This is a genomic window from Agrobacterium salinitolerans (assembly GCF_027498475.1).
Classification (GTDB): domain Bacteria; phylum Pseudomonadota; class Alphaproteobacteria; order Rhizobiales; family Rhizobiaceae; genus Agrobacterium; species Agrobacterium salinitolerans.
The window spans coordinates 649,293-663,933 of record NZ_JAPZLN010000002.1; the positions used below are offsets into that span (position 1 = coordinate 649,293).

Sequence of the window (14,641 nt, forward strand, 5' to 3'; positions counted from 1 at the left end):
GGAACTTGCGAAACTGTATCGAAACGTATCGGCGCCGCTTTGGCACCGGTTATCGCCAACCCGCATCCCTGTCAGGGAAAGGCCACTTCGGCCGCAAGCCCGCCGCCCTGCCTGTTGTAGAGGCGAATCGAGCCGCCGATCGTTCCGGCGAGCTGCTGCGCGATCGCCAGTCCGAGGCCTGTTCCGCCCGTGTCGCGGTTTCTCGATGTTTCAATCCGGAAAAAGGGCTGCATGGCATTTTGCAGCATCTCGTCAGGGATGCCCGGCCCCCGGTCGAGCACCGTGATGATCACGGTGCCTTCGGCACGCCGGCCCACTTTAATTTCGGCGCTGCCGGCGAATTTGAGGGCGTTATCTATGAAGTTCGTCAGGATTCTTCGCAATGCATGTGGCTTTGTCGAGGCTGTGCCACGTACCATGCCGGCAACCGTTACGGCTTTCCCGGTATCCTGATAGTCGTAGGCGATGCTGTCGATAAAAGAGGCCAGGTCGATACGGGAGGATTTCTCGCCATTGCCGTGAGCGCTGCGTGCGTAAGCGATCCCATCCTGCACCAGACGTTCGATTTCACGCAGGTCGCTGACCAGCTTTTCCTTTTCCGGCGTATCGTCTGTCATATCAGCCCGCAAGCGCATTCGGGTGATGGGCGTCTGCAGGTCGTGCGAGATCGCCGCGAGAATCTGGACGCGCTCCTCAAGATATTGCGCGACGCGATCACGCATGGCGTTGAACGCGCGGGCGGCGTGGGCAACTTCGCTTGGCCCGCTCTCACTCATCGGCAACCCCTTTTGCCCCGGATCCAGCGCTTCGGCTGCCGCAGCAAGCGCGCTGAGCGGTCTGGTCGTCTGTCGCACTGCAAACCAGGTGCAGAGGAGAAGAAGCGCCATCTGCGCGGCGAAGACATATGGCAGCCACTCCGCCAGGGGCATCACGCCGCGCGGTGTCACGTCGATTGTCAACGGCGAGCCGTCCGATAACGTCAAATGCGCCTGAAGCCGCTTGCCGTCGCCGGGAATGGATTCGACTTTGACGGGAAAACGGTGTCCCGCGGCCTCCTCGATCCTCTGCGCAATTTCAGCGCCGCGGCCGGTCATGTCGGAAACGCCGGGAAGACCGGGGCCGAGGACGAGTTGATAATTGCTGCGGCTCAGGCGATGGACCCATTGCGCCCGCTCTTCCGCAGGCAGGCGGTCGATGATGGCGATCGATACCGCCAGATCCTGCTCCAGAGTGCCGAGCATGACCGCCTTTGCCGACATGTATCGTTCGGCAAAGAGGATGCTGAACGACAGGCTGTAGGCGATGGCGAGACCGGCAAACAGGATGAGGAAAAGTCTGGACCGCAGTGAGCGCGGCCACCAGCCGGTGAGCAGGCGCGAGCCGTTCATATCCTCGGCTCCGAAATCTCCACGGGCACCGCAAAGACATAACCTTCCGCCCGCACGGTCTTGATATAGATGGGTTCGCGCGCGTCATCCCCCAGCCGCTGGCGCACCCGGCTTACGAGAAGATCGATCGACCGGTCGAAAAGCTCGGCGTCGCGTCCTTGGGTGAGATTTAACAGCTGGTCCCGGTTGAGGACACGCTGGGGATGATCGATGAAGACCCTGAGAAGCCGGTATTCAGCCCCGCTCAAAGCAACGGTCGTGCCCTCCCTGTCGAGCAGGTGACGGCCCACCGTGTCGAGGCGCCAGTCACCAAAGGTCAGGAGCTGCCCGGCCTCGCTGATCTGCAGATTGGGAGGCAGCATCCGCGTTCGGCGCAGGATGGCCTTGATCCGCGCAAGAAGCTCGCGGGCAGCGAAGGGCTTCGACAGATAGTCGTCGGCGCCCATTTCGAGCCCGATAATGCGATCCATCTCGTCGTCGCGGGCGGTCAGCATCAAGACTGGCGTGGCTTTATGTTTCCCCGCCCGCAGCTCACGGCACAGGACCAGCCCGTCATCGCCAGGCATCATCACGTCGAGCACGATGAGATCGACGGTATTGCCGTCGAGAAAACTTCTCATCTGCCGTCCATCGGCCGCCACGCTCGTGCGCAGGCCGTTCTTCTTGAGGTAGCTGGAGACCAGCTCCCGGATTTCCCTGTCGTCGTCCACGACGAGAATATGGTCGATATGTTCCATCGGATGCCTTCGTCGTCCGGACGGTTTGAGTGGCCCGCTACCGCGTCTCCTGCTGTCACATGCAGTAAGACAACGGTTCGCGGGCTTCGGCAAGTTTAAAGCTTTGCGACGTCCAGAACAGCACTCGCAAAAGCCTCGGGCGCTTCCTGCGGCAGGTTGTGGCCGATGCCGCCGCTGATGTTGCGATGCCGATACTTGCCGGAAAACTTCGATGCGTAGGCGGAAGGATCCGGATGCGGAGCGCCGTTGGCGTCGCCTTCCAGCGTTATCGTCGGCACGGTGATGACGGGAAGTTTCGCAAGCGTGCGCTCGTAATCGTCGTACTTGACTTCCCCGTCTGCCAGTGCAAGCCGCCAGCGGTAGTTATGGATGGTGATGGCCACATGGTCGGGATTGTCGAATGCGGTGGCCGAACGATTGAAGGTCTCGTCGCTGAATTTCCAGGTTGGAGATGCCGTCTGCCAGATCAGACGCGCAAACTCGCGGGTGTTTGCGGCATAGCCTGCACGGCCGCGTTCGGTGGCGAAATAGAACTGGTACCACCAGGAGAGTTCCGCCTTGGGCGGCAGCGGCTTCCTGTTGATCTCCTGGCTGCCGATAAGATAGCCGCTGACCGACACGAGCCCCGGGCAACGCTCGGGCCAGAGTGCGGCCATGATGTCGGCGGTGCGAGCGCCCCAGTCGTAACCGGCAACGACCGCCTGCTTGACGCCGAGTGCGTCGAGAAAGGCGATCATGTCGACCGCAAGCGCTGCCTGCTGTCCGTTGCGTGCCGTGTCGTCCGAGAGAAAACGGGTCGTGCCATATCCGCGCAGATAAGGGATGAGTACCCGATATCCAGCCGATGTAAGGATGGGCGCGACATCGACATAGCTGTAGATGTCATAGGGCCATCCGTGCAGCAGCAGCACGACAGGGCCGTCTGAAGGACCGACTTCTGCGTAACCGACGCTGAGTACGCCCGCTTCGACCTGCTTCAGGGAGCCGAAGGAGGTGGCTTCGTCGCGTCCGGTTGACGGCTGAAGCGAAGGCGCTTCGCCCTTGGCATGAGCAAGGCCTGCGGCCCCGAATTCGACGGCGGCGACCGTCATTGCGGCAATGCCGAAGAAGCGGCGGCGCTGGAAATTGATTTCGGAATTCATTGCTGTCTCTCCTGTCCATGTTGGATGCCGGGCAGGTAACGCGGTGCGTGTATCCTCGATGTGTCCCGAGGGGGACGAATGTGAATGGTTTTGTAGCAGGGTGCATGCCGGATACAGAGTGATACATTTGGCTTGGCCTCCGGACGCAATCAGCCGCCCCGGCGTCTGGGGCGGCTGTGTTGGACTTTGAGGCGGGCGCGGTTTATTTCGCGGATTGCCGGGCCGCCTGTTCGATGACGTCTGCGACCTTTTCGGGCTGGGAGGCGAAGACCGCATGGCTTGCTGCGATCTCGGTCACCACACTGCCAGCGCGTCTCGCCATGTCGCGCTCGAGATCGGGATTGATCGACCGGTCCTGCGTTGCGACAATCGACCAGCTTTTCCTGGTTTTCCAGGCCGGTTCGCCGGCCTTGGCGGCAAAGGCGGCCTTGGCGGCGAAGACCTGACTTCTTGCCATGAAGGCCGCGTCTTCACGCGGCAGATCGCCAGCGAAATCTTGTCCAAAGACGGTCGGGTCAAGATAGAGGAAGGCGCCATCCTTCGTCGCCTTGATGCCGTTGCCGGCCGGCGGTTTCGAGCCGGCGAGGTCGAGAAGGCTCTCACCCTTTTCCGGTTGGAAGGCGGCGACATAGACCAGCCCTGCCACATCCGGCCGGTTGCCCGCTTCCGAAATCACCATGCCGCTGTAGCTGTGCCCGACAAGCAGGCTCGGCCCCTGCTGGAGATCGAGGACACGGTTGGTGGCCGCCACGTCATCGGCAAGTGAGGTGATGGGCTCCTGCACGATCGTGACGTTGAAACCACGGCTTTCGAGGATGTCAGTCGCCCTGCGCCAGGCCGAACCGTCGGCCAGCGCGCCGTGGACGATGACGATATTCTTCACCTCTGCCGCATGTGCGGCAAAAGCAATCAGGGCGGTTGCGACGGCAAGCGCGAATTTGGGCATGAGACGACCATGCATCATATTTCTCCTTTGGTTTTGATGGAAACGGGTTGAAAATCAGGATCAGCCGAAAGTGAAGGCATATGCCTGCACGCCGGGATCGAGGAAGCGGATGGCAAAGGTTTTCGCTTCGACGGTGCCGGACTGGCGGACGAGCTGGTAAAGACGGGTTGAGGTGACGACGCCATTGCCCTCGGCATCGGTGTCGGCGCCATGATCCGCACCCGGCGGATGACCGTCGATGGTGATCTGGAAACGAACCGGTTTTCCGGCAGCGTCGGGCCCAAGGACCAGATGAAGGTCGCGGGCGCTGAAGCGATAGGTGATGCCGCCATCAGCCGCATCGAGCGCCGCCGCCTCCGCGCCAACCGTCCAGGTGCCGGAAAGTGCCCATTCGTTGAGGGAAGGGGTCGTAACGGAATAGTCGCGCGGCACGTCTGCACGCATCGCCTCGTTCGATGCGAAGCTTCGAGCCTGCCGATAGCCTATATAGGTTTCGCCAGACAGCATGTGCCCGATATCCGCACCTGCTTCGGCTCCCGTCGCCTCCGGTGCCACCGGTGCGCTGGCGGAGGCGCTGCTGCCGGCCTCGCGCAACAGGTCCTGGATCGCCTCTTCGGTCTGCCGGTAGTTGCCCTCGCCGAAATGGTGGTAGCGGATCTGGCCATTGGCGTCGATCAGGTAATGCGCCGGCCAATAGCTGTTATCGAAGGCGCGCCAGATCCTGTAGTCGTTGTCGATCGCCACGGGGTAGTCGATCTTGAAGCCGGTGACGGCCTGGCGGACATTGTCGATCTTCTTTTCAAAGGCGAATTCGGGGGCGTGAACGCCGATGACGACGAGGCCCTGATCCCGGTATTTATCCGCCCAGGCCCGCACATAGGGAATGGTGCGGATGCAGTTGATGCAGGAATAGGTCCAGAAGTCGATGAGGACGACCTTGCCACGCAATTGCTCGCGCGTGAGCGGCGGGGAATTGAGCCACTCGACGGCGCCGTCGAGGGATGGGGCCTTGCCCTCAACCGGCAGTTCCAGCCGGGTCGCAGCAGCGCTGACGCCCGCCGCCGCCACTTCAGGCGCTTTGGCAGTGTGGAGCCGGTCGAGCACCTGCTGTTCGAAGGATGCCGTGCTCGCATAGGAAATCTGCGACAGGAAACCCGTATCCAGCCCGAGCGCGATGACCGCGACGCCGGCAAGCACCGCCGCGCCAAGCGCCTGGCGGATCCGCTCGCTGAAACCCAAAGACCGCTTCATGGCCGCAAATACTCTTCCGCCGACGAGGATGGCGACGGCAAGGGAGGTCGCGGCCCCGGCGGCATAAGCGGCAAGCAGCAGGCTGGTTTCCAGATTAGCCCCCTTCAGGGCCGCACCCGTCAGCACAAGCCCGAGGATTGGTCCGGCGCAGGGCGCCCATAAAAGGCCGGTGGCGATGCCGAGTAACAGTGAACCCGCGACCGTCGGCATTGCCCCGGGCTTGCCGGCGGCATTGGCAAGCCGGTTGCCGAGTTCGACGACCGGGCGCGTGACGATGCTGGCCGCACGGGGCGAGACCAGCCCCACGCCGAAGACCGCAAGCAGTGCAAGAGCCGCAAGCCGGCCATATTCATTGGCGCTGATTGCCCAGCTGCCGCCCACCGCGGCCAGTGTCGCGACGGCGCAAAAGGTCGCCGCCATTCCCGCGAGCAGGGGCAGCGTGCTGCGCAAAAACGGTTGCCCAGCCCGCGCAAAAACGAAGGGAAGGATGGGCAGGATACAGGGGCTGAGAATTGTCAGCGCCCCTCCAAGATAGGCAACGACCAGAAACGTCATCATCTTTTCCTTTCAGGCAGGAGTTCGGGCTCCGGTTTGCAAAGGCGACCCGGCGATAGCGCCAATTTCCCGGCCTCACGTATCCCTGATGTGTCAGGGCTTCGGTGATTTGTATTCGAGTGTAGAAGCTGCCTCCGGCGCACGGGCGCAAAAGCCAAACCGCATGCCCCGTCATTCGTCACGGCGCATAGCGCGTGAAGACGAAATCATGGTCTTTAACGTTGCCCTCGTGGCAGGAGAGACAGGTCTCATGCTGGGCGGCGTCCACCGGCTTGCCGTTGACAAACCGCCCGAAACCCCAGCCGTGGCTGCCGGCATATTTCTTGGAGTCTTTCACCATCACCTGCACCGTGGTTGCCGCTCCCGGCACCGTGGCTGGCGGAAACTCAGCGGATTGCTGACGCTTATAGGCAAGTTTCACCAGTATCGAACCGTCAGGAAAGGGCAGGTTTCCGCTCTTATAGGCATTGACGGCGACATTATTTGCCAAAACAGCGCGAAGCTCGTCCAACGGAGGCGCTTCCTGCGCGGGCGCGATGAACTTCCAGTCACGATATCCTTTGGGAAGCGCGACACCGTAGATGGGAGAGGCAAGTCCCGGCGGCGTGTCCGCTGAGCTCGAGTAAACGGTTCCAAAACCTGCTGCCGCAACCGATAGGGAGACGGCGAAGAAAATATGCCTCTTCATGGAAAATCCTGCCTGATCCGAAATAGATCAGGCAATGATCTGCCCTGCAGGTATCAGGCATGTTTCCTGAAACCCGCATTTATGTATCAAATCGTAGAACTGTGCAGTGCCCTTGAAGGCATGTCACGCTCAAAGGCCGGCGAGCACGCCCACGTCATCGTCTTTTGGAGCCTCCATCGCGACCCTTATCGCTTTCTGGATCTCGTCCTCAATGGCCTTTCTTTCGTCGGGCGGCATGGCGGCAAGGTCGCCTTCGGACAATCCCCGCGCCTCCAGATATTGCGCCCGGATTTTCTCGCCAAGGCTCATATTGGCCCAGCGGCTGAGCTCGGCCTCATCCGAGCTTGTGCCGCCGTTCTCAAGCGGCGTCTCTTCCACTCCGCCCTCTTGCCCCCGTAGCGCCCAGAGTGCGTTGGCAAGATTGGAGGAAAGCGAAGGCGCGGTGCTCCCGAAGATCAACGGTGCCGACCGTTCGGGTGTGGGATTGGGCACGGACTGGGAAACGTCCTGCGGCCGCGTGCGTGGATAAAGCAGAGCGGCAGGGCCAATTCGATCGATTGCAGACATTGTATATCTCCTTCGGTCGCAATCTCGTTCGGTTGGCTTGCCTCTGGCTGATCATCCTCGTTGCCTGCGTTGAGAAGACATACGATTGCCGGGCGCGGGCACATTTCTTTCGTCACCTCGCCGGCAAAATTGCGCAAAATCGTTCCGAAGCAACGGGAAGTCGTGAAACTTTTTGGAGCGCGGCGAGTTTGGTGAACGAGCAATCAGCTCGCATGTCTCACTGCATATAATCACCGCTACGCGGAGGATTGATCGTCCTTTCGGAGGAGATACCGCATGAATTCCATCATCTATCTAGTTGGACTCGTCGTCGTTGTCCTGTTCATTCTCTCACTGCTGGGGCTACGCTGATGGTTGATCCAACGGGTATCGAAACGAATCCAAACCGCAGCTATGTGGACTGGCCAGCGATCTTCGCCGGTGCCGTCATCTCTTCGGGCGCCATGGCAGTCCTCACCGCATTTGCGGGCGGCCTAGGCCTGAGCTCGATATCGGCCGACGATGGCGGCGACATCAGCACAGTCTGGCTCATCATAACCGCGCTCTTCGTCATCATTTCTATGGTCGGCTCCTACATGCTGGGTGGTTATATTGCCGGCCGCATGCGTCGGCCTGCCGGCGCTGCCGACAGGAACGAACTGACGGTCCGCGATGGTGTGAATGGGCTGGTCGTATGGGGGCTCGGAACGGTCGTCTCGGCATTTCTCGCGCTCGGCGTACTGTCCGGTGGCGCCAAAGCTGTTGGCAGCGTGGCGCAGACCGCCGTCGAGGCCACGGGTTCCGCAGTCGGCGGCGCCGTTCAGGGGGCTGGCCAAATGGTGGGCGGCATCATTTCCGGCGCTGGCAGTGCGGCCGGTGGTCTGGCGCAAGGAGCCGGTCAGGCTGCAGCACCCAGCATTGAGCAGATGCTTCCGCAGGGCCTGAGAACTAACCCGATCGACTATTTCACGGATACGCTACTGAGGACCGATACGCCCGCCACCCCTGTGACGGGTGAACAGAGCGCCAGTGACTATCAGCGCCAGATTAGCGGCATTCTCGGCAATCTGATGGCAACAGGCGAGATATCTGATGCCGACAAAACATGGCTCGCCAATCAGGTCGCTGCCCGCACAAGCATCAGCCAGACCGATGCGCAAACGCGCGTGAACCAGACGGTTGAACGTGTGCAGGCCGTCAGGGCGGAAGCGCAGAAGAAGGTCGATGAAGCGCAGAAGCAGCTCGAGACCGTGAAGGCTGAGGCGCAGAAGGCATTGGACGATGCCAAGACCAAGGCTGCGGATGCCGCAGAAAAAGCACGCGTCGCTGGTATTCTGACAGCATTCCTGCTGGCCGCTTCCGCGCTCGTTTCCGCTGCGGCTGCCTATATCGGCGCAGTACACGGCGGTCGCCACAGAGACGAAGGCCGCATCTGGGGTGGGCTAGCCTACCGCAAGTAACCAGAGCGACGGCAAGAAAATCGGCTGTTCAAAAAAATCCTGCCCGGACCACATTCCGGGCAGGACTTACGTTTTAGGCATCTGGCGTCACGGACAGGATCAATCACGACGTTGCAGCAAGGCCAGAGCGACCGTGGATGCGGCCAGTATCGCGGTCAGCGCCAGCGGCGCAGTGGCGCCGTAGGAATCGACGATATAGCCGCCGAAGACCGCACCGATACTGATGGCCACCTGAAAGGAAACGACCATCAGGCTGCCTGCTGCTTCCAGCGCATCGGGTGCACCGCGGGAAAGATTGGTCGGCAGCACCACGGGCGCCATGCCGAAGGCAAGGCCCCAAAGCGCGACGAGCGCGAATGCGGCGCCGCTGTGAACACCCCAGACAACGAGGGCAATCGTCGCAAATGCCATCAGGGCGGCGGTAACGATGAGTGCGAGGCGGATGCTGGTGTCAGCCATCCGGCCCCCCAGCACATTGCCGATCACGGAAGCAACGCCAAAGCCGAGCAGGGCGAGGGCAATCGGCGTGGTGTCAAGCAGCGTCACCTGTTCGAGGAAGGGACGCACATAGACCGAGCCGGCAAAATGCCCTGTCATCAGCAACAGGATTGCCAGCATCCCCAGTTGAACGCTGCGCCGCCGCGTCAGCCGGAAAACATCGGAAAGACTGTTGCTCGTACTTGCCGGCAGCGATGGCAGGCTGAATATCTGCAGCAGCATGGCAATGATGGCAAGCCCCGCCGTCATCGACATGGCTACGCGCCATCCCACCCAGTCGCTGATCAAGGCGCCCATGGAGGGAGCCGCAATGGTGGCGAGCGAAACGCCGAGGGTGACGATAGCCATGCCGCGCCCGGTCGAATTTGCGCCGACGAGCCGTGCCACGACCGCAACCGAAAGCGCCCAGAAACCGCTGAGCGCAATCCCCAGCCCGGCCCGGCCCAGCAGCAATAGCCAGAAATCGGCAGCAACCGATGCGAGAATGTTGGAGCCGATCGCCAGCGCACTAAGACCGACAAGCACGGTCTTGCGGTTCAGTTTGCCGATGAGAACATTGCTCAGCAAAGCCGTCACGGCGCCCACGGAAGCTGTCGCCGTCACAACCTGTCCGGCTGTACCTTCGGTAATGCCGAGATCGCGCGCCATGGGCGTCAACAATCCCGCTGGCAGGAACTCGGCCGAAACCAGCGCAAAACTGGTGGCCGCCATCGAAAGAACCGCGAACCAGGTCGCAGCTGTCCATGCGGGTTCTTTTGTGGCCTCCAGGGCAATTGTTGACCCATCAAAATCTGATGTCGTGTCCGTCATGGTCTCTCTCCTTGAGTTGAGAGAGTTTTAGACGAATTTTTTCGGATGATATGTATCTAAAAATCCGAATTTCATGCCTATTCCTCCGAACTTTGTGCGTTGCACAATGTTCGGATGTGAATGTGCGTGGCCGCTTGTCTTCGGTTCATAGTCTGACTCTCAAGCGAATGCGGGCCATGTGGTTGAGGCGAATGCCGTGCATCACGCCGGTAAATTGATAGAGCGACATTCCAGATAATGTTTCCGGGATTATGGAGGCGTTCGGCGCGCGTGTGGATACGGGCCTCATGGTAATTGCCGTTGATCTCGATTCTTTCGGTTCACGGAGCCTGTTATGGTGGTTAAGCCATCATACGGCACGGCCCAGACGAGCGAACGACACGTTTTCGCTGTCCTTGGCATTTAGCCTTCCAGATCATGGCCTGCCGTCGGTCGGACAGGCGTGCAATTTTGATTTCTAACGGGTGCTGGCAGGAGCCGTCGATGCCCATGGCGTGAGGCGGTTTATTGACGGACTGGGGGTGCCAAGCCCCTCGCTCACATCGCGTCGGACGATACCCATTTGTTGCGACCGTTCTGTTTGGCGTTCAAGAGTGCGGCGTCTGCTCGTTCCAGCACGCTACTCACTGTCCCTCCCGCCGGTGCGGTTGCAATACCGACAGATACGGTAACCGGGTCAAGCAGGCGACCACGATAGTTGAACGGCGCGCGTTCAACCGCATGCCGGAGTCTCTCCGCAACCTTGATGGCATCTTCAATACCCGCAGCCGGCATCAACACAGTAAATTCCTCGCCGCCGAAACGGAATAGTTCACCCAGTTCGCCGACGGCTTCGGAAAGGACCTGGGCAACATATTGCATCACCGCGTCACCGGCATCGTGGCCAAAGCGGTCGTTGAAGCGCTTGAAATGGTCGATATCCAGCATGAGACAGGCCAGTGAATCGTCTGGCTTCTCAATATGCTTGTTCAGCGCCTCATCAAGAGACCGACGGTTCAGGAGACCGGTCAAGGCATCGTGTCTGGCCATGCCAACCAGCCGCTGCCGCAGTTGGAGGTTTGCGACGGCAAGACCAATATTCTCGGCGAGGAGTTCCAGATAAAGTCGCTCTGTCTCCAGCGCTTCATTTCTTGCGGGAATTTCGAGGTACAACAGGCCGACGGTGTCCCCCAAGGCGGTCAGCGGTATACAGAGACCGGTTCCGAAAATTCCCTGGAGGTGATGGCAGACGACGTCGTCCCCGTCGGGATTGTTGGTGTGGGGACGTCCGCGACGCAGAGCCCAGCAATCATCGATCAAAAAATCAGACGCGGAAAACGAAGGGTCGGACCATTTTCCGGTCGATTGGAGAAGTGTACTGTTTTCCTTGAGCACAAGCAGCCGGCCCGCGATAGCGGGAAAAATCTGCGGCATGAATTTCGCAACGACGTCGGACAATTCATCCTGATTCTGGCACGCCTGAATTCGATGCATCATTTGCAGGATTAGGTCCTTGATGCGTTGGTTCCTGCGGTGCTCTGCATCAAGCCGTTCCCGTTCCAGCCCGTTGCTGCGGAAGATGCGAATGGCTTGGTTCATTTCTCCGATTTCGTCACGTCGCCCTTCGTCTGGTACCTCTATACTGTAGTCCTGCCGGGCAAGGCGCATGACGATATTGCTCATTCTGATAAGGGGCGCGGCAACCCGTCTGCTGAGGACAAAGTACAATACGGCCAAAAACATCAGTGCGGTCAGGGCAAGCATCACCTTGGCGATAGACCCGTAGAAATCACTTCGGCTTTTGGCCTGGCCAACTGTTGCCTGCGTGCGTGCCGCAACCGTCTCTCTCACATTTGCAACGGTATTCAGCAGACTTGTATGCAGTTGATAATACTCGTCACCGAACAGGACCTGTTGCGCTTCGTTCTGGCGCCCGGCGCGATAAGAAGCGATGGCCTCTCGTTCCATCGCGTCCAGAGTGTCAGCGCTCTTGCGTATATCCTGAAACAATCCTTCTTCCTGCGGCAAGGCACCGCGCGCAGACAGTTTATCCAAGGCTTCTTCGAGGTGATTTTCCTGATCTTCGTCGACATAGAACTTTGCCAGATGTTGCTCGTCGCCTCGCATAACGTAAAGACGCGCCTCCTCGGCGCGCTCGTCCGCGATGATCACCAGTTCCTCGGCAAGATCGTTTAATTCGAGATGAGACTCGATTGCCGCGCGCTCTTGGGAGGCGCTTCTTGCCGACAAAATGAATGTGGTGGCTGATACTGTCGTCAGTATCAGCGTTACGGCATAAGCCAGGTTTGTGATGGTGCCAAGTCGCATGGTGATGCCAAATCTTGCCGCACGGTATCACGACCGGGTGCGGCGGGTCCAATTTGTGGGTTTGACCAATCATTTCGCCAGGTCTGTCTGATCCCCTATGGCTACGTCTTAGTCCCGCAGTCCAAAATGTCCAACGTGCTGTGTGGATTAAATTACCAAATCTTTAGTTGTGCGCCATTTCGCCAGTACCTAGCTTACCGGTAAGGCCGCATCCGATGTGGACATGCGCCGCATGATGATGCGTCGTGGTACTGCATTCTGCGCTCGTACTTTTGACTGGCCCATGCAGGACATAGCGTGCAGCCAGATCGTCTTCACCTGCTTTTGGGTGAACGCGGGAGTTTGGTAAAACGGGGCTTTTACCGTTCGTCTCGGTGAATGAAGCGCCCATAGCGCATAGGAAAGAAGGAGTTTCAGCATGCAGATCGGAATGGTTGGGCTTGGACGGATGGGCGCAAATATGGTGCGCCGCCTTTTGAAACATGGTCATGATTGCGTGGTTTTCGATGTCAATCCCGAAAATGTCGCTGCGCTGGTGAGGCAAGGTGCGACCGGTGCCACCTCGCCGGACGATCTCGTTGCGAAGCTTTCACCGCCGCGTGCAGTCTGGCTGATGCTTCCCGCTGCGATTACGCCGAAAATCGCCCGTGACTTTGCAGTGAAACTTTCTGCGGGCGATACAATCATCGATGGCGGCAATTCGTTTTATCGTGATGCTATTGATCTGGCGGCGGAGTTTGCCACCCATGGTGTCGATTTCATCGATACTGGCACGTCCGGCGGCGTCTGGGGGCTGGAGCGCGGCTTTTCGTTGATGATTGGCGGCCCGGTGGCTGCCGTGCAACGGCTCGATCCGATTTTTGCGTCGCTCGCCCCCGGAGCTGGCCAGGGCATTGTAGCCGATCCCGTTACCGGCACGGCGCCGATGGGATATCTGCATTGCGGACCGTCAGGGGCGGGACATTTTGTCAAGATGGTTCATAATGGCATCGAGTACGGTGTCATGGCGGCCTACGCCGAAGGTCTGAACATATTGAAGGCTGCCAATGCCGGTATGCAGAACCGCGCGGCGGATGCGGAAACGGCCCCTCTCGCCCATCCGGAATATTACCAGTTCGATATCGATCTTCCTGCCGTGACGGAGGTCTGGCGGCACGGGTCTGTCATCGGCTCATGGCTGCTCGATCTGACGGCCGAGGCCCTGAAGCAGGACCCTGATCTAGACCAGTATGGTGGCCGGGTTTCGGACTCCGGCGAGGGGCGCTGGACGCTGCAGGCGGCTGTCGAAACGGGCGTACCGGCTCCCGTGCTGGCATCGGCGCTGTTCGAGCGCTTCTCGTCACGTGGTGAGGCCGAATTTGCCGGCAAAGTGCTCTCGGCAATGCGCAATGCCTTTGGTGGTCATCTGGAAAAGGCAAAATAAGCGCGCAGGCAGCGGACAGTTACGATCGGACGGGCCGGCTTCAGGCATAAGTCCTGGATGGAGATTGCAAGCTTGGTCGAGGCAGAGGTCCGTTCCGTGCGTGAGCGAGACGTCGTGATGGCAGCCCACATGCTTGGTCTGCTCAATGGTTGGATCTTGTTTCGGGAATTACTGCCAAATGCTGCCAGGCCCACCATCGTCGCGGCGACGTTGACGGTGGCGCGCGCCATTCTTCTTGAGGCCTACATCAGTTTTCTGGGTTACGGCATTCAGCTGCCGCTGCCAAGCTGGGGCAACATGTTGAACGGTGCCGAGCAATATCTCGACAGGGCGCTCTGGCTCGCCATCGTACCTGGTGTCGCCATCACGCTCGACGTCACGAGTTACAACTTCATTGGCGACGGACTTCGCGACGCGCTCGATGCCCTCAGCGATTTGAATTGAGAGTGCGGGCTGATGTCTTCTTTCTCGCCCTTTGGCGCCACGCTCTGGTGTACGACGGGCGCTTCCGCACCGGTTTCGGAACCACTCTCCGGTCTTATCCAGGCAGATATTTGCATTGTCGGTGCCTGTTATATCGGGCTGACCAGCGCGCTCGAACTGGCCAGGGCAGGCGTTGACGTCATTCTTCTGGAGCGGCAGGAAATTGGTTTTGGAGGTTCCGGCCGCCGTCCGATATGGCAGGACGACATCGAAAACGGTACGATCGTCGCCGTCTGGAAGACGGAGCCCGGCACCTACAACTACCCCGGCCGCGAACTTGAGGAAACTTTTATGGTGGTTGAGGGCGAGGCGATCTATTCGCAGGCGGCACGCGCTCGGAGGGTTATTCCTCAAAGCCCGACGGAGGGTTTGAACGGCCGAGGCAAAAAGCATTTTTCCAGGCTGCC

The 14,641-nt window shown here is 59.8% G+C and carries 11 protein-coding genes and 2 pseudogenes; 4 read left to right on the forward strand and 9 right to left on the reverse strand.

Annotated elements, in window-relative coordinates; translation table 11 throughout:
• Positions 1-71: 71 nt before the first annotated feature.
• The 7 genes from O9X91_RS11715 to O9X91_RS11745 all read right to left on the reverse strand — a co-directional run bounded on the left by O9X91_RS11715 (position 72) and on the right by O9X91_RS11745 (position 7,274).
• The gene (locus tag O9X91_RS11715; protein WP_142913907.1) at positions 72-1,388 is read right to left on the reverse strand and encodes an ATP-binding protein; all 1,317 of its coding nucleotides are present in this window, start codon (positions 1,386-1,388) and stop codon (positions 72-74) included.
• Positions 1,385-2,125 (reverse strand): response regulator, encoded by a 741-nt coding sequence (locus O9X91_RS11720; RefSeq protein WP_026372362.1) that lies wholly within the window; start codon positions 2,123-2,125, stop codon positions 1,385-1,387. The genes O9X91_RS11715 and O9X91_RS11720 overlap by 4 nt, the downstream gene beginning before the upstream one ends.
• Positions 2,126-2,220: 95 nt before the next feature.
• Positions 2,221-3,267 carry an alpha/beta fold hydrolase gene (locus tag O9X91_RS11725; RefSeq protein WP_142913906.1) on the reverse strand — a complete coding sequence of 349 codons (1,047 nt, stop codon included), beginning with the start codon at positions 3,265-3,267 and terminating at the stop codon, positions 2,221-2,223.
• 202 nt (positions 3,268-3,469) lie between these two features.
• Positions 3,470-4,228, reverse strand: coding sequence for an alpha/beta fold hydrolase (locus O9X91_RS11730; RefSeq protein WP_142913905.1), 759 nt, complete (start codon positions 4,226-4,228; stop codon positions 3,470-3,472).
• A 45-nt stretch (positions 4,229-4,273) separates the two neighbouring features.
• Positions 4,274-6,019, reverse strand: a complete 1,746-nt coding sequence (locus O9X91_RS11735) for a cytochrome c biogenesis protein DipZ (protein WP_162854304.1) — start codon at positions 6,017-6,019, stop codon at positions 4,274-4,276.
• Between the two features lie 178 nt (positions 6,020-6,197).
• Positions 6,198-6,707 carry a cytochrome P460 family protein gene (locus O9X91_RS11740; RefSeq protein ID WP_142913903.1) on the reverse strand — a complete coding sequence of 170 codons (510 nt, stop codon included), beginning with the start codon at positions 6,705-6,707 and terminating at the stop codon, positions 6,198-6,200.
• A 129-nt stretch (positions 6,708-6,836) separates the two neighbouring features.
• Positions 6,837-7,274 (reverse strand): hypothetical protein, encoded by a 438-nt coding sequence (locus O9X91_RS11745; RefSeq protein ID WP_142913902.1) that lies wholly within the window; start codon positions 7,272-7,274, stop codon positions 6,837-6,839.
• A gap of 350 nt (positions 7,275-7,624) precedes the next feature.
• Between O9X91_RS11745 and O9X91_RS11750 the strand changes: the two genes are divergently transcribed.
• Positions 7,625-8,713, forward strand: a complete 1,089-nt coding sequence (locus O9X91_RS11750) for a hypothetical protein (protein WP_269834309.1) — start codon at positions 7,625-7,627, stop codon at positions 8,711-8,713.
• A 99-nt stretch (positions 8,714-8,812) separates the two neighbouring features.
• On the opposite strand, the gene O9X91_RS11755 is transcribed toward O9X91_RS11750, so the two are convergent.
• The gene (locus O9X91_RS11755; RefSeq protein WP_269824036.1) at positions 8,813-10,021 is read right to left on the reverse strand and encodes an MFS transporter; all 1,209 of its coding nucleotides are present in this window, start codon (positions 10,019-10,021) and stop codon (positions 8,813-8,815) included.
• 537 nt (positions 10,022-10,558) lie between these two features.
• On the reverse strand, positions 10,559-12,328 hold the full coding sequence (locus O9X91_RS11760; protein WP_142914165.1) for a diguanylate cyclase: 1,770 nt from the start codon (positions 12,326-12,328) through the stop codon (positions 10,559-10,561).
• A gap of 418 nt (positions 12,329-12,746) precedes the next feature.
• Here O9X91_RS11760 and gnd point away from each other — a divergent pair, with 418 nt between their 5' ends.
• From gnd to O9X91_RS11775, 3 genes and pseudogenes are all read left to right on the forward strand, one after another.
• A complete protein-coding gene (gene gnd, locus O9X91_RS11765; protein ID WP_269825414.1) occupies positions 12,747-13,751 on the forward strand; it encodes a phosphogluconate dehydrogenase (NAD(+)-dependent, decarboxylating) in 1,005 nt (334 codons plus the stop codon).
• Positions 13,752-13,802: 51 nt separating this feature from the next.
• Positions 13,803-14,195 (forward strand): annotated as a pseudogene (locus O9X91_RS11770) (ABC transporter permease); the annotation flags it as partial.
• 12 nt (positions 14,196-14,207) lie between these two features.
• Positions 14,208-14,420 (forward strand): annotated as a pseudogene (locus O9X91_RS11775) (FAD-dependent oxidoreductase); the annotation flags it as partial.
• Between the last annotated feature and the right edge of the window lie 221 nt (positions 14,421-14,641).

Excerpts from the sequence above, each read along its gene's own strand:
- O9X91_RS11725 (WP_142913906.1), bottom strand. The coding sequence starts at position 3,267 with ATGAATTCCGAAATCAATTTCCAGCGCCGCCGCTTCTTCGGCATTGCC.
- O9X91_RS11730 (WP_142913905.1), bottom strand. The coding sequence starts at position 4,228 with ATGCATGGTCGTCTCATGCCCAAATTCGCGCTTGCCGTCGCAACCGCC.
- O9X91_RS11750 (WP_269834309.1), top strand. The coding sequence starts at position 7,625 with ATGGTTGATCCAACGGGTATCGAAACGAATCCAAACCGCAGCTATGTG.
- O9X91_RS11745 (WP_142913902.1), bottom strand. The coding sequence starts at position 7,274 with ATGTCTGCAATCGATCGAATTGGCCCTGCCGCTCTGCTTTATCCACGC.
- O9X91_RS11740 (WP_142913903.1), bottom strand. The coding sequence starts at position 6,707 with ATGAAGAGGCATATTTTCTTCGCCGTCTCCCTATCGGTTGCGGCAGCA.
- O9X91_RS11735 (WP_162854304.1), bottom strand. The coding sequence starts at position 6,019 with ATGACGTTTCTGGTCGTTGCCTATCTTGGAGGGGCGCTGACAATTCTC.
- O9X91_RS11755 (WP_269824036.1), bottom strand. The coding sequence starts at position 10,021 with ATGACGGACACGACATCAGATTTTGATGGGTCAACAATTGCCCTGGAG.
- O9X91_RS11715 (WP_142913907.1), bottom strand. The coding sequence starts at position 1,388 with ATGAACGGCTCGCGCCTGCTCACCGGCTGGTGGCCGCGCTCACTGCGG.
- gnd (WP_269825414.1), top strand. The coding sequence starts at position 12,747 with ATGCAGATCGGAATGGTTGGGCTTGGACGGATGGGCGCAAATATGGTG.
- O9X91_RS11760 (WP_142914165.1), bottom strand. The coding sequence starts at position 12,328 with ATGCGACTTGGCACCATCACAAACCTGGCTTATGCCGTAACGCTGATA.
- O9X91_RS11720 (WP_026372362.1), bottom strand. The coding sequence starts at position 2,125 with ATGGAACATATCGACCATATTCTCGTCGTGGACGACGACAGGGAAATC.